Here is a 19,399-nt window from a genome sequence, read left to right as displayed (position 1 = left end):
ATCCGTACTTATGAGCGTTCCGAAGGAGCGGCCTCGTCACGGCACGGCAAAGCGGGACGCCCTACGTTCCCATTCGCCGGACACGCGCGCAGGCCTTGGCCTAAGCTGCTCTCAACTGTCACAGCAGTGCGGTCACGTATCAATACGTCCGGCGACCCCGAATCGTTCCGGGTGTACCCCGTTTTCTGCGCGGGGGCGTGCCAGGTTCCTGAGGTGGACGTGTCCGAATCCGCCTTGTGTGTCATCCAGCGCCCGTTGTGGCGCATCACAGCTGTCCCGGTTTGCCGGGATGGTCGCATATGTCGTCAGCTCACTCCCGCGGGTGATCTGCCGCTTACCCATAGTCCGTTCGGGCCATTCAAGATTGGGCCCGAAGGGGGTGTTGCGCTGTGCCCACCTTCCGTAACGTCCTCAACTGGCGGCGGTGAATATGCCGCTGCCGCCGTGGGGGAGCCTCGATTCGGGAGAGGACGGCGCCGGTATGGGCTGGGTAACCGACTGGAGTGCGCAGGCTGCCTGCCGCACTACCGATCCGGATGAACTGTTCGTTCAGGGAGCTGCGCAGAACCGGGCCAAGGCGGTGTGCACCGGATGTCCGGTACGCACCGAGTGCCTGGCCGATGCGCTGGACAATCGCGTCGAGTTCGGCGTGTGGGGAGGCATGACGGAGCGGGAGCGCCGCGCACTGCTGCGTCGCCGGCCCACCGTGACCTCCTGGCGCAGACTGCTGGAGACCGCCCGCTCGGAATACGAGCGCGGCGCGGGCATCGTGCCCCTCGACAGTGACGAGGTGTACGAGCACTACGCGGCGGTGAGCTGAGGGCATTCCCTCTGGCACATCCCCCCGGCACAGGCCCTGAGTGCCGCGCGGGTGCACGTCCTGGGTGCGCGAGACGTCGGAAGGCGCCGGAAGACGTCGGGCGTACGCAGGCAGCCGCTGTATCCGCGCGCGTGTCATCCGTGCCGCTCATATATCGTCCGCTATGTCGGATCTGACCGCTCTGTGGTGTCTGTCGCGCCCGCAGCCAGCCGGGCGCCGATGTCGCGCAGGCCCGTGAGGTCGTGGACATCGCCGGGCAGTGCGGGCACTTCGACCATCGCCACCTCGGGATGACGGGCGGTGAAACGGTCACGTGTGCGCTGCTCGCGCGAGAGCAGCTGCATGCGATCGGCATGCAGTCTCAGCAGTCCTGCGGTGAGCCGGTCGACAGGGCGCTCCGTGTCGGCGGGGGAGCCTTCTTCGGAAGCAGGGGCGTCGGTTGCGGTCCCGGATGCGGGAGATCGCGAACTGCCGTGTGGTTCGGGGGAGTTACGAAGTCCAGCTTTCCCGCCCCCCTGATCCACAATGCGGGGGTCCTCAAGATTTTCGGCGGCCGTGAGTGCCCCCTCGGCCGACAGCCGGCCCGCGTCGCTGCCATGGACCCGGTTCAGCACCAGACCCACCAGCGGCATCTTCTCCGCGGCCAGCCGCTCCACGAAGTACGCCGCCTCGCGCAGCGCGTCCCGCTCCGGGGCCGCGACCACCAGGAACGCCGTGCCGGGTGCCTGGAGAAGCTTGTACGTGGCGTCCGCGCGCGTACGGAATCCGCCGAAGGTGGTGTCCATCGCGGCCACGAACGTCTGGACGTCCTTCAGCAGCTGACCGCCCAGCAGCTTGCCCAGCGTGCCGGTCATCATCGACATGCCGACGTTGAGGAAGGCCATGCCCGCGCGGCCGCCGAGCTTGGCGGGCGCGGTGAGCAGACGGATCAGCCGGCCGTCCAGGAAGGAGCCCAGCCGCTTCGGCGCGTCCAGGAAGTCCAGCGCCGAGCGGGACGGCGGGGTGTCGACGACGATCAGGTCCCACTCGTCCTTCGCGCGCAGCTGGCCGAGCTTCTCCATCGCCATGTACTCCTGCGTGCCCGCGAAGCCCGCCGAGAGCGACTGGTAGAAGGGGTTCGCCAGGATCGCGGCCGCCCGATCGGAGTCCGCGTGCGCCTCCACGACCTCGTCGAAGGTGCGCTTCATGTCGAGCATCATGGCGTGCAGTTCCCCCTCGCCCTCGGTGCCCTTCACCCGCCGGGGCACGTTGTCGAGGGAGTCGATGCCCATCGACTGGGCCAGCCGCCTGGCCGGGTCGATGGTCAGCACGACCACCTTGCGGCCCCGCTCGGCCGCCCGGAGGCCGAGGGCCGCCGCGGTCGTCGTCTTGCCGACCCCGCCCGAGCCGCAGCACACCACGATCCGGGTCTTCGGGTCGTCCAGCAGCGGATCGATGTCCAGCACGCGCGCGGGGGAGAGCCGGCGGGCCTTCTCGTGCCCTTCAGCCGACTCGGACGCCTCGGCCGGGTCCGGACTCATGACAACCCCTGCTTCCGCAGCTCGGTGGCGAGTTCGTACAGGCCCGCCAGGTCCATGCCCTCGGCGAGCAGCGGCAGTTCGCCCAGCGGCAGGCCCAGCTCGCCGAGGACGGTGCGCTGCTCCTGCTCCAGCGCGTACCGCTCGGCGTACTCCTCGGCCTGCCGCAGCAGCGGGTCCACCAGCTGCTCCGCCTTGCCGCCGCGCCGGGCCCCGCCGAGCCCGGCCGCCGACAACGCCTGTGCAACCGATGAACGCTCCACGGTCCGTACGAGTTCCAGGTCGGCCGCGTCCAACACCTCCGGCCGGACCATGTTCACGATGACCCGGCCCACCGGAAGCCGTGCGGCGCGGAGTTCGGCGATGCCGTCGGCGGTCTCCTGGACCGGCATCTCCTCCAGCAGCGTCACCAGGTGCACCGCCGTCTCCGGTGACTTCAGCACCCGCATCACCGCCTGCGCCTGATTGTGTATGGGGCCGATCTTCGCGAGGCCCGCCACCTCGTCGTTGACATTCAGGAAGCGGGTGATGCGGCCGGTCGGCGGGGCGTCCATGACGACGTAGTCGTAGGCGAACCGCCCCTTCTTGTCCTTGCGGCGGACGGCTTCGCACGCCTTGCCGGTCAGCAGGACGTCTCTGATGCCGGGCGCGATGGTGGTGGCGAAGTCGATCGCGCCGAGCTTCTTGAGGGCGCGGCCCGCCCCGCCGAGCTTGTAGAACATCTGGAGGTAGTCCAGAAGGGCCAGTTCGGGGTCTATGGCCAGGGCGTACACCTCGCCTCCCCCGGGAGCGACCGCGATCTTCCGCTCCTCGTAGGGCAACGCCTCCGTCTCGAAGAGCTGCGCGATGCCCTGCCGGCCCTCGACCTCCACGAGAAGCGTCCGCTTCCCCTCGGTCGCGAGGGCCAGTGCCAATGCGGCGGCGACCGTCGTCTTTCCGGTCCCGCCCTTGCCGCTGACGACCTGGAGCCTGCTCACGCCTTCGAGACTAACCAGTCCGGCGGACGCGCACGCCCGAGGCTGTGGATAACGGTGGTCACACTCGGCCGGCCGCCTGTGGACACCGCCGGCCGCGGCCGACCGCCTTCCCCACCGGTCGCAGCGGCTACAGTCGGCCCCATGACCAAGTGGGAATACGCAACTGTGCCGCTGCTCGTCCATGCCACGAAGCAGATTCTGGACACCTGGGGCGAGGACGGCTGGGAGCTGGTCCAGGTCGTGCCCGGACCCAACAACCCCGAGCAGCTCGTGGCCTACCTGAAGCGGGAGAAGCAGGCATGAGCGCGGTCGAGGCCAAGCTGGCCGAACTGGGCCTGACCCTGCCGGAGGTCGTACCGCCGCTGGCCGCGTACCAGCCGGCCGTGCAGTCCGGCGTGTACGTCTACACCGCCGGTCAGCTGCCGATGGTCGAGGGCAAGCTGCCGGTCACCGGCAAGGTGGGCGCCGAGGTCACCCCGGAGGAGGCCAAGGGCCTGGCCCGGACCTGCGCGCTGAACGCGCTGGCCGCCGTGAAGTCCGTCACCGGTGACCTGGACCGCATCGCGCGCGTGGTGAAGGTCGTCGGCTTCGTCGCCTCCGCGTCCGACTTCACCGGGCAGCCCGGTGTCGTCAACGGCGCCAGCGAACTGCTCGGCGAGGTCCTCGGCGACAAGGGCGTGCACGCCCGCAGCGCGGTCGGCGTCGCGGTGCTGCCGCTGGACGCGCCGGTCGAGGTCGAGATCCAGGTCGAGCTGGTTCCGTAGGTCCCGGCAGGCCCCTCTGGCCTCGGGCACCTCTCGAACATTCGCCCTGCACGGGATAGCCTCCGGCCATGGCGAACGGTCAGTGGTACCCACCGGAGTGGCCGGACCGCATCCGCGCGCTCGCGGACGGCACCCTCACCCCGGTGTCCCCCAGACGCGCGGCCACGGTCCTGCTCCTGAAGGACACCGAGGCCGGCCCGGTCGTCCATATGCTGCGCAGACGCGCCTCCATGGCCTTCGCCGGAGGCGCGTACGCGTATCCGGGGGGCGGTGTCGACCCGCGCGACGACGACCGTCTGGTGCGCTGGGCGGGCCCCACGCGCGCGTGGTGGGCGGACCGCCTCGGCGTCGAGGAGCCGGGCGCCCAGGCGATCGTCTGCGCGGCCGTACGGGAGACGTACGAGGAGGCGGGTGTCCTGCTCGCCGGGCCCGACGCGGACTCGGTCGTCGGCGACACCACCGGGGAGGACTGGGAGGCGGACCGGGCGGCGCTGGTCGCGCGCGAGCTGTCCTTCGCCGAGTTCCTGGACCGGCGCGGCCTGGTGCTGCGCTCGGACCTGCTGGGCGCCTGGACCCGCTGGATCACCCCCGAGTTCGAGTCCCGGCGCTATGACACCTGGTTCTTCGTGGCCGTCCTGCCGGAGGGGCAGCGCACCCGCAACGCCTCCACGGAGGCCGACCGCACGGTGTGGATCCGCCCCGCGCAGGCCGCCGCCGGCTATGACAGGGGCGAGCTGCTGATGATGCCGCCCACCATCGCCACCCTGCGCCAGCTGATGCCGTTCGCCTTCGCGGCCGAGACGCTCACGGCCGCCCCCGAGCGCGACATGACGCCGGTGCTGGCCCGCGCCCGCCTCCAGGACGGCGAGATCGTGCTGTCCTGGCCGGGGCACGACGAGTTCACCAAGCACATATCAACCGCTCCGAGCACCGGTGGAGGCCCCGCATGACCGACGCAGCAGCCCTGCCCGGCCAGCCCCGCGGCGGGGTCCTGTCGGGCCCCGCGACCGAACGGGCGGTCAATGTGCTGGCCCCCAACGCCTCCGCGATGACCCTGGACGGCACCAACACCTGGATCGTCGCCGAGCCCGACTCCGCTCTCGCCGTGGTGATCGACCCGGGCCCGCTGGACGACGGCCATCTGAGCGCTGTGGTGGACATGGCCGAGAAGGCCGGCAAACGCATAGCCCTGACCCTGCTCACCCACGGCCACCCTGACCATGCCGAGGGCGCCGTCCGCTTCGCGGAACTGACCGGCACGCGCGTGCGTGCCCTCGATCCCGCCCTGCGCCTGGGTGACGAGGGCCTGGCGGCCGGGGACGTGATCACCGTCGGCGGCCTGGAGCTGAGGGTCGTACCGACCCCCGGGCACACCTCGGACTCGCTGTGCTTCCATCTCCCGGCCGACCGGGCCGTGCTGACCGGCGACACCATCCTCGGTCGCGGTACGACGGTCGTGGCGCACCCCGACGGCCGCCTGGGCGACTATCTGGACTCCCTGCGCCGACTGCGCTCGCTGACGGTCGACGACGGCGTGCACACGGTCCTGCCGGGGCACGGGCCGGTCCTGGAGGACGCCCAGGGCGCCGTCGAGTTCTACCTCGCCCACCGCGCCCACCGGCTCGCTCAGGTGGAGACGGCGGTCGAGAACGGCTGTCTGACCCCGGCCGAGGTCGTCGCCCATGTGTACGCCGACGTGGACCGCTCCCTGTGGCCGGCGGCGGAGCTGTCCGTACGGGCCCAGTTGGACTATCTGACCGAGCACGGGCTGATCCAGCCGTTGTGACGAAGTCCCTACCGGGTCGTGGGGGTCTTCGCGGCCTGGCAGGTCAGCGCCTTCTCGGCCGCATGGAGGATGGCGCCGAAGGTGCGGGTGATGACCGGGCGGGCCAGGCGGCGGGTGAGGAAGGCGCCGAGCAGCGGCAGGGGGATCTCGGCCCGGGTCGTCCAGCGGACCAGGGTGCCGCCGTCCGTCTCCGTGAACGTCATACGGCCCAGCTCGTGCCGGGCCGGCGGCACGCTGCGCTCCACGACGTACTCCGTGGCGTAGGGCGGCTCGTACACGCTGATCCGCTCCCGGAACCAGCCGATCAGCCAGAGGTGGTCGCGGATCGCGCCGACGCCGTAGGGCGCGCCCTCGCCGTGCCGGGCCAGCCGGCAGCGCAGCACCAGAGGGGACGCGGTGTAGTGGGTGGTCGTCGTCAGCCAGGCGAACACGTCCTCGATCGGGGCGTCGATCACGCGTTCCACGGTCATGGTCTCCATGTCTGTCGGCCTCCTCATCCGTGTGCTCCTCTGTCGAGCGGGCGCACCTCGTCGGCGCGGTCCAGCTTGTCCGGGTTGCGCATGCCGTAGAGGCCGGTGATCCGTCCGTCCCGGATCTCGAACGCCACCAGCCAGTCCAGCGCGCCGCCGGTGAGGAACCGGGCCGCGGGCATACCGTTGTAGCGGGCGGGCTCGATCCCGGCCGTCGTCGCGCTGGTGCGGTACACACCGAGGACGAACAGGGCGACCTCGTCGCGCCCGACGACCGGACGGCGGGCGGCGGTGACCTTCCCGCCGCCGTCGGAGATCACGACGACATCGGGCGCGAGCAGGTCCATCAGGGCCTGCACATCACCGTCCGCCGCCGACCGCAGGAACCGTTCGACGATCTCCCCGGTCGCGGCGGAGTCGGGCTCGAAGCGGCGGCGGCGCGCGTGGACGTGCCCACGCGCGCGGTGCGCGATCTGCCGGACGGTGACCTCGGCCTTGCCGACCACGGCGGCGATCTCACCGTGGCTGTAGCCGAACACGTCGTGCAGGACGAACACCGCGCGCTCGGTCGGGTTCAGCGTCTCCAGGACCAGCATCATGGCCATCGACACCGACTCGGCGAGGACCACGTCGTCGCCGACGTCGGGTGCGGTGCGGATCGGTTCGGGCAGCCAGGCGCCGACGTACTCCTCGCGCCGGGACCTGGCCGCGCGCAGGTGGTTGAGCGCCTGCCGGGTCACCGTACGCACCAGGTACGCGCGCGCGTGCCCGACCGTGGCCGGATCGACCTCCCGCCAGCGCAGGTAGCTCTCCTGCAGCACGTCCTCGGCGTCCGCGGCGCTGCCCAGGATCTCGTAGGCGATGGTGAACAGCAGCGGACGGTGCTCGGTGAAGGCATCCTCGGCGGCCATGATCCGGCTCGGCTCCTCTCTTCGGACGGCACTGAGACACTTCCGCGCGGTGAACCGTGACAGTCCGCCGCTGTGACTCGCGTCACGGTTCGGGCCGGGGGTGCTACGGCGTCTTCGGTGCCGGGCACGTGGCGTTCGCGGCCGGGAGCTTCCCCGTGAGCAGATAGCGGTTTCCGGCGCGGTCCATGCAGGGGTTTCCGTCGAACAGGTACTGGCCGTGGTTGCCGCCGCCCGCGACGACGAGACGGGAGCCGGACAGCGCCTTCTGCATGCGCCGCGCGCCCATGACCGGGGTCGCCGGGTCGTCCTTGGCCTGGAGCAGCAGGACCGGCGGCACCTTCACCGAGCCGATCCTCACGGGCCGGGCCGCAGGGGCCTTCCAGGAGGCGCAGGGTGCGCTGTACCAGGTGTTCAGCCAGGCGAACAGCGGGGCCTTCGGGGCGGCCGCCGCCGTGTCCCGGTGCCAGGTCGCCCAGTCGCGGGGCCAGGCGTCGTCCACGCAGTTGTAGGCGAGCTGGGCCGCGTCCACTCCGCCGAGGGCCAGCTGGTCGGTCGCGCCGAGCAGTGTGCTCGCATCCCCGCGCCGGTAGTCCGAGACGGCCTGGGCCACATCGCCCCAGAGCAGGTTGCTGTACATGGCGGAGGCCAGCAGATCGTCCAGCTCGGCGCTGCCCGCGCGCCCTCCGGCGGGGTGGGCGGCCAGCCTCGCGCGGACGGCGTCCCACGCGGCCGACACCTTCGCGCCGTCGGCGCCCAGGTGGTAGGTCGCGTCCTTCCCGGCCGCCCACGCGAAGAACTGGCCGGCCCGGTGCTGGAGCGCCGGATCCTGCTCGTACTGCGAGCCGTAGGTGCTGACCGTCGGATCGACGACGCTGTCCAGAATCATGCGGCCGGTGTGCGCGGGGAACAGTGTCGCGTATGTCGCGCCGAGCCGCGTCCCGTACGAATAGCCGAGGTAGTCCAGCTTGTCGCGGTGGAACGCGGTGCGGATCCGGTCCATGTCGCGGGCCGCGTTCGCGGTGGTGATGTACGGCAGCAGGTCCTTCGCGTGCGCGGAGCACTGCTCGGCGACCTTGCCTGCGACCGTGCGCCGCGCCTGCTCCTGGGCGGCGGTGGCGGGCGTGTACGGCGCGGCCGGATGCTTGATCAGCTTGCTGGTGTCCCCGCAGGAGACGGGGGTGCTGGCACCGACTCCGCGCGGGTCGAAACTGACCACGTTGTACGCCGCACCGACGTCCTGGGGCAGCGAACTCCAGACCAGCTTGGCCGTGCCGATGCCTGGTTCGCCCGGCCCGCCGGGGTTGACCACGAGGGTGCGCGGGGCGTGCAGATCGCCGGCCATCGACAGCGTGAGCTTGATCTGCCGGCCGCCCGGCTTCGCGTAGTCGAGGGGCACCTTGAGCGTGGCGCAGTAGGTGCCGCGCGGCGCGTCGGAGCCTGCGGGACAGGTGGACCAGTGCAGGGCCGCGGGGCCGGTGACCGCGGCGGCAGGCGCCGCGTGGGCCGCCTGCGGCCCGGCGAGGGCCACCAGACCGAGGGCGGTGGCCACGGCCGCGCCGCGGCGGGCGAGGGGAGCGGGCGGTCTGGTCACGTCGGCTGCCTTCCGGTCGGTTCGCTGCTACCGGAGGCAAGATGAGGCCGGGGACGGGCGGGTTGTCCTGCGGCGGGGGCGGGTTCCGGCCGACTTCGCAGGCGGCTGAGCGGTCTTGGGTCAGTCCTCCGGGCGCGGTGCCTTCACGCCGTGCACGCGCGCGTACTCCGTCGCGAGCCAGGGGCCCAGGTCGTCGACGTACGACCGCAGGACGTCCGGGGCGCCGACGGGCTCGTAGCCGTACTCCGCCGCCGTACGCAGCTGGGCGGCCCGCTGCGGGTAGTACGCGCCGAAGACGTCGGCCATCTCGCGCAGATCGCTCGTCCAGCCGTTCCAGCGGGGCATGACCAGGGTGAACCCGGTGCGGGCGAGGTGGCGGGACATGAAGCGCACGAGCGGTCGCCGGGCCTCCTCGGTGTCCTCGGCCGCCGCGATCCGCTCCCGCCAGCGCGGCAGCCAGTGCGCGAGGTCGCCGTTGGTCTCGCGGGCGAGCAGGGAGTCGGGGCGGTAGCGGGGCAGGTACTCGGCGAGGTCTTCGCCGAGCAGCGGCGTGCACAGACAGGCGACGAACCACGCCAGGTCGTACCGCTCCGGTTCGCTCAGCAGCCGGTCCCGGCCGTACAGCAGGGTGCCGACGCCGTCGATCTGCGGAAACTCCTTGTCGAGCGCCTCGCCGAGGGCCCGCACGGCTTCCCGGTCGGCGTCCGTCGGCTCCTCGCGCAGGGCGACCAGCAGGTCCAGATCGCTGCGCCCCACGCGCGCGGTGCCGCGCGGAATCGATCCGTAGAGGTACGCGCTGTGCAGCCGCGCCCCGAAGCCGTCCAGCACGCGGTCGCGCGCGGCGGCCACGACAGGACGGAATACGGGCGGCACGCGCGCGAGGGAGCCTTCGCGCGCGATGAATCCCAGGTCGTCGAGGCCGTGCGGGACGGGGGGCTCGGGCATGCGCTCACTGTGCCCTGTCCGGTGCCGAAGCGCGGCGCATTTTCCGCGCCGGTCGCGCCGGTCGGCGTCGGACAGCCCGTGCGGCCAGGACCGGCGTCAGCGGGACCGCTTCGCCAGCCTCTCCACGTCCAGCAGGATCACGGCCCGCGCCTCCAGGCGGAGCCACCCGCGCTGGGCGAAGTCCGCCAGCGCCTTGTTCACGGTCTCGCGCGAGGCGCCGACCAGCTGGGCCAGCTCCTCCTGCGTCAGGTCGTGGACGACGTGGATGCCCTCCTCGGACTGCACGCCGAAGCGGCGCGAGAGGTCCAGCAGGGCGCGCGCCACACGACCGGGGACGTCGGAGAAGACCAGGTCGGACATGGCGTCGTTGGTCTTGCGCAGACGGCGGGCGACAGCGCGCAGCAGGGCGCCGGCCACCTCGGGGCGGGCGTTCAGCCAGGGCTGGAGGTCGCCGTGGCCGAGGCCGAGCAGCTTGACCTCGGTCAGCGCGGTCGCGGTGGCCGTACGCGGGCCCGGGTCGAAGAGCGACAGCTCACCGATCAGCTCGCTGGGGCCGACGACGGCGAGCATGTTCTCGCGGCCGTCGGGGGAGGTGCGGTGGAGCTTGACCTTCCCCTCGGTGACGACGTACAGCCGGTCGCCCGGGTCGCCCTCGTGGAAGAGGGAGTCGCCGCGTGCGAGGGTCACCTCGCTCATGGAGGCGCGAAGCTCCGCGGCCTGCTCGTCGTCGAGAGCCGCGAAGAGCGGGTTGCGCCGCAGAACGTCGTCCACGAGTTCTCTCCTTGTCGACCTGCTCAGGGGATCTTGCTCCCCCGTGGTACCAGGGGACCGTGCTCCCCATCTTGCCGGACGGTCCAAACAGTGTGATCTGTCACAAGGATGCCGCACAGGTGTCCCGAGGTAAGCGTCAGGGGTCCAATCGGGGTCCGTTCCTCGGGGTCCGGGGCGGATGTCGGTGGCGGGCTTTAGGCTGGCCGGGTGTCCAAAACGCCGGTGAGAGCACAGGCCAAGGGGGCTTAGCGGGTGGTTGTACGTCGTGATTCCGCCGTGGGCGAACAGGGCTCCGGCGATGGTAAGAAAACCAGAAAAACGGCAAAAAAGGTCACCCAGGCCAAGAAGGCGGCGGCGGTGAGGAAGGCGGCAGGGAAAGCCGTGGCCGTGAAGAAGGCGGCCGGCGAACCCGTGTCCGTGAAGACGGCGGCGCCCGTCCGGAAGATCGCCGTGAAACCCCCGGCGGAGGAGTCCCGCACCGCCCTGGTCCGCCGCGCCCGCCGCATCAACCGCGAGCTGGCCGAGGTCTATCCGTACGCCCACCCGGAGCTGGACTTCGAGAACCCCTTCCAGCTGCTGGTCGCCACCGTGCTGTCGGCCCAGACCACCGACCTGCGCGTCAACCAGACGACCCCGGCGCTCTTCGCCAAGTACCCGACCCCCGAGGACCTGGCCGCCGCCAATCCGGAGGAGGTCGAGGAGATCCTGCGCCCCTGCGGGTTCTTCCGGGCCAAGACCAAGTCGGTGACAGGGCTCTCCAAGGCCCTGACCGAGGAATTCGGCGGCGAGGTGCCGGGGCGGCTGGAGGACCTGGTCAAGCTGCCCGGCGTCGGCCGCAAGACCGCCTTCGTCGTGCTCGGCAACGCCTTCGGGCGGCCCGGGATCACCGTGGACACCCACTTCCAGCGGTTGGTACGGCGCTGGCGGTGGACGGACGAGACCGATCCCGACAAGATCGAGGCCGCCGTCGGGGCGCTCTTCCCGAAGAGCGAGTGGACCGACCTGTCCCACCACGTGATCTGGCACGGCCGCCGGATCTGCCACGCCCGCAAGCCCGCATGCGGCGCCTGCCCGATCGCCCCGCTCTGCCCGGCCTACGGCGAGGGCGAGACCGACCCCGAGAAGGCCGCCAAGCTCCTGAAGTACGAGAAGGGCGGCTTCCCCGGCCAGCGGCTCAAGCCCCCGCAGGCCTACCTCGACGCGGGCGGCAAGCCGGCCCCGCCGCTGGGGGCCGCGTGACGGAACGATCTCGGGGCCCTCGGGCGTTGGACGGACAGAGCGACGGGGGTGGCGATGGCGAGGGCCAGTGAGACGCGGGGCGGCGCGGTGACGCTCAGCAAAGAGGGGCTGCCGGACTGGCTGGCGCCCGTGGTGCGGGCCGCCGAGACGGTCGAGCCGCTTCAGCTGAGCCGCTTCCTGCCGCCGGAGAACGGCACGGGCCGGCAGTCAGCCGTGCTGATCCTGTTCGGCGAGGGCGAGCACGGCCCGGAGCTGCTGCTGATGGAGCGCGCGGGCTCGCTGCGCTCGCACCCCGGGCAGCCGTCCTTCCCGGGCGGCGCCCTCGACCCCGAGGACGGCGATCCGCACACCGACGGACCGCTGAGAGCCGCGCTGCGCGAGGCCGAGGAGGAGACCGGCCTCGATCCGTCCGGCGTCCAGCTCTTCGGCGTGCTGCCCGCGCTGTACATCCCGGTCAGCGGCTTCGTCGTCACGCCCGTGCTCGGCTGGTGGCGCGAGCCCAGCCCGGTCGGCGTCGTCGACCCGAACGAGACGGCGCGGGTGTTCACGGTCCCCGTGGCGGATCTCACGGACCCCGACCACCGCGCCACCGCCGTCCACCCCAGCGGACACCGAGGTCCGGCATTCCTGGTCGAATCGGCCCTGGTGTGGGGTTTCACCGCCGGAGTGATCGACCGCCTGCTGCATTTCGCGGGCTGGGAGCGCCCCTGGGACAGAGACAAGCAGGTCCCGCTCGACTGGCGGTCATGACAGGGTGTCCACCGTGTGCTGTGTTTCCCGGGGGACGTCGTGTCCTCCTGCCACTGCGTGGCGGGCCGGACCCTCGTCCGGGCTGCGGGGACTGGAGTGAGTAGGCGAGGCCTCAAGCAGTGAACGTGCTGGACATCCTGTTGCTGGTCGCGGCCGTGTGGTTCGCGGTCGTCGGCTACCGCCAGGGCTTCGTCGTCGGCATCCTGTCGGTGATCGGGTTCATGGGCGGCGGCCTCGTCGCCGTGTACGCCCTGCCCGTCATCTGGGACGCCGTGACCGACAACGCGCGGGTCGGCACCACCGCCGCCGTGGTCGCCGTCGTCGTCGTCATCGTCTGCGCCTCCGTCGGCCAGGCCCTGACCACCCACCTCGGCAACAAGCTGCGCCGGTACATCACCTGGTCCCCGGCCCGCGCCCTGGACGCCACCGGCGGCGCCCTGGTCAACGTCGTCGCGATGCTGCTGGTGGCCTGGCTGATCGGCTCCGCCCTCGCCGGCACCACCCTGCCGACGCTCGGCAAGGAGGTCCGCGGCTCCAAGGTGCTCCTCGGCGTCTCCCGGGCGCTGCCCGCGCAGGCCGACACCTGGTTCGCGGACTTCTCCTCCGTCCTCGCGCAGAACGGCTTCCCGCAGGTCTTCAGCCCGTTCGCCAACGAGCCGATCAAGGACGTCCGGCCGCCCGACCCCGCCCTCGCGAACAGCCAGGTCGCCGTGCGCGCCCAGCGGTCCATCGTCAAGGTGACCGGCACCGCGCAGAGCTGCGGAAAGGTGCTGGAGGGCACCGGCTTCGTCTTCGCCGACCGCCGGGTCATGACCAACGCGCACGTGGTGGGCGGCGTCGATTCGCCCACCGTGCAGATAGGCGGCGAGGGCCGCAGGTACGACGCCAAGGTCGTCCTGTACGACTGGAAGCGCGACATCGCGGTGCTCGACGTACCCGACCTGAAGGCGCACGCCCTGAAGTTCTCGGCGCAGGACGCGGCCGGCGGTGACGGCGCGATCGTCGCGGGCTTCCCGGAGAACGGCTCGTACGACGTGCGTGCCGCGCGGGTGCGCGGGCGCATCACGGCCAACGGCCCGGACATCTACCACCGGGGCACCGTCCGCCGCGACGTCTACTCGCTGTACACGACCGTCCGCCAGGGCAACTCGGGCGGCCCGCTGCTCACCCCCGGCGGCCGGGTGTACGGCGTGGTGTTCGCCAAGTCCCTCGACGACGCCCAGACCGGCTACGTCCTCACGGCGGACGAGATCCAGCCCGACATCGAGCAGGGACGTACGGCGAACGAGCAGGTGGGTACGGACAGCTGCGCCCTGTGACCCCCGCAGGGATGCCCGGTGATCCCCGGACGCGGCTTCAGCCGCGCGGGTGACGCAGACGCACCGAGACCCAGCGGGCCCGGCGGCGCAGGATGCGCGGGATTCCCACGCGGAGGTCCCCTTCCGCGCATTGCGGATTGCCTCGCTGAGGCGTGCTCAGACCGGAGGCCGAGCGGCGGTTGCGGGGTGCGTCACTGTAGTCGTGCGTCCAGCCCATACCCCGACGTGTGCCCCTGCCCGAAGGTCGATAACCGCCTGAGCGCCGCCCAATTGGCCTATGCGGCAGGCATGTGGCCGTTCGGGGGACAAGTGTTCACGATCCGGATACTCCACGCATCCAAACCTGACCGTACGGTCACCGATCCGGCTCGGGATCCTTCAGCCAGTTGACCAGCTCCGTGGAGAACGCCGCCGGGTCCTCCTCGTGCGGGAAGTGGCCGAGACCGTCGAACAGCCGCCAGCGGTACGGCGCTTCGACGTACTCGCCCGATCCGGCCGCGCTGCGCGTGCGCGTCACCGGGTCCAGCGAGCCGTGCAGATGCAGCGTCGGCACCCGTACCGGCCGCTTCATCCGGCGGTTGAACTGGATGCCGTCCGGGCGGGCCAGCGAGCGCACCAGCCAGCGGTACGGCTCGATCGCGCAGTGCGCGGTCGACGGGATGCACATGGCCCGCTGGTAGATCTCCACCGCCTCGTCCTCCGGCGGCTGCGGCCCGGACCAGTCCCGGATCAGCCGGCCCACCATCGCCCCTCCGTCCGCGGTGAGTTGACGCTCCGGAATCCACGGCCGCTGGAAGCCCCAGATGTAGGAGTTGGCGGCCGTCTGCCGGGCGTCCCGCAGCATCGCCGTGCGCCAGCGCCGCGGATGCGGCATCGACACCACGGCGAGGCGCCGGACGAGCTTGGGCCGCATCGCCGCCGCCGTCCACGCCAGATAGCCGCCCAGGTCGTGGCCGACGAGTGCCGCGTCCGGCTCGCCGAGCGAGCGGATCACGCCGGTGACGTCGAGCGCGAGGTTGGCGGGGTCGTACCCGCGGGGCGTGCGGTCGCTGCCGCCGACGCCCCGCAGGTCCATCGCCACCGCCCGGTAGCCCGCGTCCGCGAGCGCGACCAGCTGGTGCCGCCAGGTCCACCAGAACTGCGGGAAGCCGTGCAGCAGCAGCACCAGGGGGCCGTCGCCGAGTTCGGCGATGTGGAAGCGCGCGCCGTTGGCGGCGACGTCCCGGTGCGTCACCTTCTCCCCGTGGGGGAGGTCGATCCGTACGGCCGAAGGGGCGGGGTCGGTCATGACGACGAGCGTGCCACAGCTTCGATGGCCGCGGGGGTCCGGTCCTCGGGCAGCTCCGCGCGCGGATGCGGCTTGGCGTTCTGCAGGACGCCCGCCGTCTCCTTCATCGACGCGGCCACCTTCCGCGGGCCCTGGCTCTTCTTGGCCTTCTTCGCGAAGACCACGCCGATGATCCCGAGGAGGACGGCGACGAGCACATTGGCCGCGAAGGACAGCACGAAGCAGATCGCCAGGTTCCAGTGGGTCCAGGTCCGGATGCCGTAGGCGAGGGCGAAGTTGAGCATCGGCAGGGAGAAGACGAGCACCGCGGCCGCCACCGAGAAGGCGCCGCCGCTGACCGCGCCGCGCTTCACGTCCTGCTTCAGCTGGGCCTTGGCCAGGGCGATCTCGTCGTGCACCAGCGCCGACATTTCGGTCGTCGCCGAGGCGAACAGCTGGCCGATGCTGCGTTCGGCGCCGACCGGGCTGCCGTCGGGTGCGCTCATCGCGTTCTCCCTCAGAGGTCTCTCGTGCCGCGAGCGTGCCCTGCCGCGCCGTGGTGGGCGGTCGGCGGGCCCGCTCGTGCGGCCGTCTGGTTTTGTACCGTCTCGTCAGATCATGCCGGACGGCCGTCCTCCTCGCCTGCCCCGCCCGGTACTTCCGCAAGCCCGTGGCGCGCCGCGGCCGCCCGCTCGGCCGCGATACGGCGGTGTTCGGCGGCCTTGCGCTCGTGGATCCCGGCCATGCGCAGGTGGTAGGCCGGGTCGTCCTGCTCGTAGATGTCCGGGATGCCGTCGAGGTCGTCGTCGCGCTCCTCTTCCTCGCACAGGCGGCGGTACTTGGCGTTGCGGATCTTCAGCAGCACCGTCGCGCACACCGCGGCCATCAGAGATCCGATGAGGACGGCCGCCTTGACCTCGTCGGTGAGGACGGCGTCGCCGGCGAAGGCGAGTTCGCCGATGAGCAGGGAGACGGTGAAGCCGATGCCGGCGAGGGAGGCCACCGCGAAGACGTCGGCCCAGGCGAGGTCCTCGCTGAGGGAGGCGCGGGTGAAGCGGGCGGTCAGCCAGGTGCCGCCGAATATGCCGAGCGTCTTGCCGACGACCAGCCCCAGCACCACACCGAGCGTCTCGGGCTTGGTGAACACATCCCCGAGCGCCCCGCCGGAGATCTTCACCCCGGCGCTGAACAGCGCGAACATCGGCACGGCGAGCCCGGCGGACAGGGGCCGCACCAGGTGCTCGATGTGCTCGCCCGGCGAGTGCTGCTCACCCTCCCGGGTGGTGCAGCGCAGCATCAGGCCCATCGCCACGCCCGCGATGGTGGCGTGCACGCCGCTGTTGTACATCAGCGCCCAGATCACCAGGGCGAGCGGTATGTACACGTACCAGCCGCGCACGCCCTTGCGCAGCAGCAGCCAGAAGACCACCAGTGCGGCGACGGCGCCGCCGAGCGCGGCGAAGTTCAGCCGGTCGGTGAAGAAGACCGCGATGATCAGGATCGCGAAGAGGTCGTCGACGACCGCGAGGGTGAGCAGGAAGGCGCGCAGCGAGCTGGGCAGGGAGGTGCCGATGACCGCGAGGACGGCGAGCGCGAAGGCGATGTCGGTGGCGGTGGGCACCGCCCAGCCCTGCGTCGAGCCGTGCCCGGTGAGGTTGGTGAGGGTGTACACGAGCGCCGGTACGGCCATGCCGCACAGCGCGGCCACCACGGGCAGTGCGGCCGCCCTGGGTTCGCGCAGGTCTCCGGCGACCAGTTCGCGCTTCAGCTCGATGCCGGCCACGAAGAAGAACACCGCGAGCAGGCCGTCGGCGGCCCAGTGGGCGATGGAGAGGTTCAGGCCGAGGGCGCCGGGGCCGAGGTGGAAGCCGCTGACGGACTCGTGGCTGTGGCGGAGGGCGGGGATGTTCGCCCAGATCAGCGCCACTACGGTGGCGAGCAGGAGCAGGACGCCGCCGACGGTCTCGGTGCGCAGCGCGTCCGCGACGAAGGCACGCTCGGGCAGCGAGAGGCGTCCGAGGACCTTGCGGGGGGTGCGGGGCGCGGTCACGGGAAGACCTCCGGTGGGTAGGCAGGACGGCTCATCTGCCGACCAGACTTCCCGGCGCACCCTTGTCGCGCTCTTGACGCTTTACTTAGCTTACCTAAAGTTGCCGGATGGCTCAAAGGGTGCGGCCCGGGACCGGTGATCTTCACGGTAGACGCAAAGGGGGCACCCAGCCCGTCGGCCGGGTGCCCCCTGCGGGGTGGTACCGGTCAGTCCTCGCTCGGCGCCGCCGGCAGCTTGGCCTGGATGAGGTCCATGACGGCGGAGTCCGTCAGCGTGGTGACGTCACCGAGCTGGCGGTTCTCGGCCACGTCGCGCAGCAGGCGGCGCATGATCTTGCCGGAGCGGGTCTTGGGCAGCTCGGCGACCGGCAGGATCCGCTTGGGCTTGGCGATGGGGCCGAGCGTGGCGCCCACATGGTCGCGCAGCTCACCGACGAGCCCCTCGGTCTCCGCCGCCGTACCGCGCAGGATCACGAAGGCGACGATCGCCTGGCCGGTCGTCTCGTCGGCGGCACCGACGACGGCCGCCTCGGCGACCGACGGGTGGGAGACGAGCGCCGACTCCACCTCGGTGGTGGAGATGTTGTGCCCGGACACGAGCATCACGTCGTCCACCCGGCCCAGCAGCCAGATGTCGCCGTCGTCGTCCTTCTTCGCGCCGTCACCGGCGAAGTACATGCCCTCGAAACGGGACCAGTAGGTGTCGATGAACCGCTGGTCGTCGCCCCAGATGGTGCGCAGCATCGACGGCCACGGCTCGGTGAGCACCAGATAGCCACCGCCGCCGTTGGGCACCTCGTGCGCCTCGTCGTCGACGACCGTCGCGCTGATGCCGGGCAGCGGGCGCTGCGCGGAGCCGGGCTTGGCCTCGGTGACGCCGGGCAGCGGCGAGATCATCATCGCGCCGGTCTCGGTCTGCCACCAGGTGTCCACGACCGGCGTCCGGTCGGCGCCGATGTGCTTGCGGTACCAGATCCATGCCTCGGGGTTGATCGGCTCGCCGACCGATCCGAGCACGCGCAGGCTGCTCAGGTCGAACTTGGCGGGGATGTCGTCCCCCCACTTCATGAACGTCCGGATCGCCGTCGGCGCGGTGTAGAGGGTCGTGACCTTGTACTTCTGCACGATCTCCCAGAACCGGCCCTGGTGCGGGGTGTCCGGCGTGCCCTCGTACATGACCTGCGTCGCGCCGTTGGCCAGCGGGCCGTACACGATGTACGAGTGCCCGGTGACCCAGCCGACGTCGGCCGTGCACCAGTACACGTCCGTCTCCGGCTTGAGGTCGAAGACCGCCCAGTGCGTGTACGCCGCCTGGGTGAGGTAGCCGCCGGAGGTGTGCAGGATGCCCTTCGGCTTACCGGTCGTGCCGGAGGTGTAGAGGATGAACAGCGGGTGCTCCGCCTCGAACGCCTCGGCGGTGTGCTCGGCCGACTGGCGCTCCACGAGGTCGTGCCACCAGTGGTCCCGCTCGCCGCCCCAGGCCACGTCCTGGCCGGTACGGCGCACCACCAGCACGTGCTCGACGTTGTCGACCTTGGCGATCGCCTCGTCCACGGCCGGCTTCAGCGCGGACGGCTTGCCGCGCCGGTAGCCGCCGTCGGCGGTGATGACGACCTTGGCGTCCGCGTCCTGGATCCGGGTCGCGAGCGCGTCGGCCGAGAAGCCGCCGAAGACCACCGAGTGCGCGGCGCCGATCCGGGCCGAGGCCAGCATCGCGATCGCGGTCTCGGGGATCATCGGCATGTAGACGGCGACCCGGTCGCCCTTGCGCACGCCCAGCTCCAGCAGCGCGTTGGCCGCCTTGGAGACCTCGTCCTTCAGCTCGGCGTAGGTGATCGAGCGGCTGTCGCCGGGCTCACCCTCGAAGTGGATGGCGACCCGGTCCCCGAGACCGGCCTCCACATGCCGGTCCACGCAGTTGTACGCGACGTTCAGCTCGCCGTCCTTGAACCACTTCGCGAACGGCGGGTTCGTCCAGTCCAGCGTCTCCGTCGGCTCCTTTGCCCAGGTCAGGCGGCGTGCCTGCGCGGCCCAGAAGCCGAGCCTGTCAGCCTTGGCCTGTTCGTACGCCTCCCCGGTGACGTTGGCGTGCGCGGCCAGGCCGGCGGGGGGCGCGAACCTGCGTTCTTCCTTCAGCAGGTTGGCCAGGCTCTCGTTACTCACGACATCTCCCTTTCCCGGGGTGTCCGTTGTGTCCTGAGCCACACCTCATCAGACGAGAGG

Annotated in this window: 20 protein-coding genes; 8 read left to right on the top strand and 12 right to left on the bottom strand. The window is 71.3% G+C overall.

The annotated features are described in order from the left end of the window. Positions 1–481: 481 nt before the first annotated feature. Positions 482–820, top strand: coding sequence for a transcriptional regulator WblA (wblA, locus tag AB0L75_RS04370; protein ID WP_362111877.1), 339 nt, complete (start codon positions 482–484; stop codon positions 818–820). 161 nt (positions 821–981) lie between these two features. Here wblA and AB0L75_RS04365 read toward each other — a convergent pair whose 3' ends face one another. Further along, on the bottom strand, positions 982–2,340 hold the full coding sequence (locus AB0L75_RS04365) for an ArsA family ATPase (RefSeq protein WP_365175182.1): 1,359 nt from the start codon (positions 2,338–2,340) through the stop codon (positions 982–984). Then, positions 2,337–3,314, bottom strand: coding sequence for an ArsA-related P-loop ATPase (locus AB0L75_RS04360; protein WP_365175180.1), 978 nt, complete (start codon positions 3,312–3,314; stop codon positions 2,337–2,339). Before AB0L75_RS04360 ends, AB0L75_RS04365 begins: the two co-directional genes overlap by 4 nt. 141 nt (positions 3,315–3,455) lie before the next feature. Between AB0L75_RS04360 and AB0L75_RS04355 the strand changes: the two genes are divergently transcribed. The 4 genes from AB0L75_RS04355 to AB0L75_RS04340 all read left to right on the top strand — a co-directional run bounded on the left by AB0L75_RS04355 (position 3,456) and on the right by AB0L75_RS04340 (position 5,864). Further along, positions 3,456–3,617: a DUF4177 domain-containing protein gene (locus AB0L75_RS04355; RefSeq protein ID WP_003975360.1), complete on the top strand. Its 162-nt coding sequence runs from the start codon at positions 3,456–3,458 to the stop codon at positions 3,615–3,617. Next, positions 3,614–4,078 (top strand): RidA family protein, encoded by a 465-nt coding sequence (locus AB0L75_RS04350; RefSeq protein WP_362692900.1) that lies wholly within the window; start codon positions 3,614–3,616, stop codon positions 4,076–4,078. Before AB0L75_RS04355 ends, AB0L75_RS04350 begins: the two co-directional genes overlap by 4 nt. A gap of 68 nt (positions 4,079–4,146) precedes the next feature. Continuing rightward, positions 4,147–5,028: an NUDIX hydrolase gene (locus tag AB0L75_RS04345; protein WP_365175178.1), complete on the top strand. Its 882-nt coding sequence runs from the start codon at positions 4,147–4,149 to the stop codon at positions 5,026–5,028. Beyond that, positions 5,025–5,864, top strand: coding sequence for an MBL fold metallo-hydrolase (locus AB0L75_RS04340; RefSeq protein ID WP_365175176.1), 840 nt, complete (start codon positions 5,025–5,027; stop codon positions 5,862–5,864). The genes AB0L75_RS04345 and AB0L75_RS04340 overlap by 4 nt, the downstream gene beginning before the upstream one ends. Positions 5,865–5,872: 8 nt before the next feature. Here the strand turns inward: AB0L75_RS04340 and AB0L75_RS04335 are convergent, their stop codons facing one another. The 5 genes from AB0L75_RS04335 to AB0L75_RS04315 all read right to left on the bottom strand — a co-directional run bounded on the left by AB0L75_RS04335 (position 5,873) and on the right by AB0L75_RS04315 (position 10,552). Further along, the gene (locus AB0L75_RS04335; RefSeq protein WP_365175174.1) at positions 5,873–6,343 is read right to left on the bottom strand and encodes an SRPBCC family protein; all 471 of its coding nucleotides are present in this window, start codon (positions 6,341–6,343) and stop codon (positions 5,873–5,875) included. A gap of 14 nt (positions 6,344–6,357) precedes the next feature. After that, on the bottom strand, positions 6,358–7,245 hold the full coding sequence (locus tag AB0L75_RS04330; protein WP_365175172.1) for an RNA polymerase sigma-70 factor: 888 nt from the start codon (positions 7,243–7,245) through the stop codon (positions 6,358–6,360). Between the two features lie 103 nt (positions 7,246–7,348). After that, on the bottom strand, positions 7,349–8,836 hold the full coding sequence (locus AB0L75_RS04325) for an alpha/beta hydrolase (protein ID WP_365175170.1): 1,488 nt from the start codon (positions 8,834–8,836) through the stop codon (positions 7,349–7,351). Between the two features lie 120 nt (positions 8,837–8,956). Next, positions 8,957–9,781: a nucleotidyltransferase domain-containing protein gene (locus tag AB0L75_RS04320; protein ID WP_365175168.1), complete on the bottom strand. Its 825-nt coding sequence runs from the start codon at positions 9,779–9,781 to the stop codon at positions 8,957–8,959. Positions 9,782–9,877: 96 nt separating this feature from the next. Next, a complete protein-coding gene (locus AB0L75_RS04315; protein WP_023547771.1) occupies positions 9,878–10,552 on the bottom strand; it encodes a Crp/Fnr family transcriptional regulator in 675 nt (224 codons plus the stop codon). A gap of 357 nt (positions 10,553–10,909) precedes the next feature. Between AB0L75_RS04315 and nth the strand changes: the two genes are divergently transcribed. The 3 genes from nth (at position 10,910) to AB0L75_RS04300 (ending at position 13,860) form a co-directional block, all read left to right on the top strand. Next, positions 10,910–11,791, top strand: a complete 882-nt coding sequence (nth, locus tag AB0L75_RS04310; protein ID WP_365175166.1) for an endonuclease III — start codon at positions 10,910–10,912, stop codon at positions 11,789–11,791. Positions 11,792–11,845: 54 nt separating this feature from the next. Further along, the gene (locus AB0L75_RS04305) at positions 11,846–12,541 is read left to right on the top strand and encodes a CoA pyrophosphatase (RefSeq protein WP_365175164.1); all 696 of its coding nucleotides are present in this window, start codon (positions 11,846–11,848) and stop codon (positions 12,539–12,541) included. Positions 12,542–12,660: 119 nt separating this feature from the next. Continuing rightward, complete coding sequence (locus AB0L75_RS04300; protein ID WP_365175162.1) at positions 12,661–13,860, top strand: MarP family serine protease; 1,200 nt, start codon at positions 12,661–12,663, stop codon at positions 13,858–13,860. 37 nt (positions 13,861–13,897) lie between these two features. On the opposite strand, the gene AB0L75_RS04295 is transcribed toward AB0L75_RS04300, so the two are convergent. The 5 genes from AB0L75_RS04295 to acs form a co-directional block, all read right to left on the bottom strand. Beyond that, positions 13,898–14,077, bottom strand: a complete 180-nt coding sequence (locus AB0L75_RS04295; protein ID WP_365175160.1) for a hypothetical protein — start codon at positions 14,075–14,077, stop codon at positions 13,898–13,900. 138 nt (positions 14,078–14,215) lie between these two features. Then, entirely contained in the window at positions 14,216–15,148 is a 933-nt protein-coding gene (locus tag AB0L75_RS04290) for an alpha/beta hydrolase (RefSeq protein WP_365175158.1), read from the bottom strand. After that, positions 15,145–15,633, bottom strand: coding sequence for a phage holin family protein (locus AB0L75_RS04285; protein ID WP_365175156.1), 489 nt, complete (start codon positions 15,631–15,633; stop codon positions 15,145–15,147). Before AB0L75_RS04285 ends, AB0L75_RS04290 begins: the two co-directional genes overlap by 4 nt. A 110-nt stretch (positions 15,634–15,743) precedes the next feature. Beyond that, complete coding sequence (gene nhaA, locus AB0L75_RS04280; protein ID WP_365175154.1) at positions 15,744–17,177, bottom strand: Na+/H+ antiporter NhaA; 1,434 nt, start codon at positions 17,175–17,177, stop codon at positions 15,744–15,746. A 206-nt stretch (positions 17,178–17,383) separates the two neighbouring features. After that, entirely contained in the window at positions 17,384–19,339 is a 1,956-nt protein-coding gene (acs, locus tag AB0L75_RS04275; protein WP_365175152.1) for an acetate--CoA ligase, read from the bottom strand. Between the last annotated feature and the right edge of the window lie 60 nt (positions 19,340–19,399).

The organism is Streptomyces sp. NPDC052101 (genome assembly GCF_040680235.1).
GTDB lineage: Bacteria > Actinomycetota > Actinomycetes > Streptomycetales > Streptomycetaceae > Streptomyces.
This window is presented reverse-complemented; position numbering and strand designations above follow the sequence as displayed.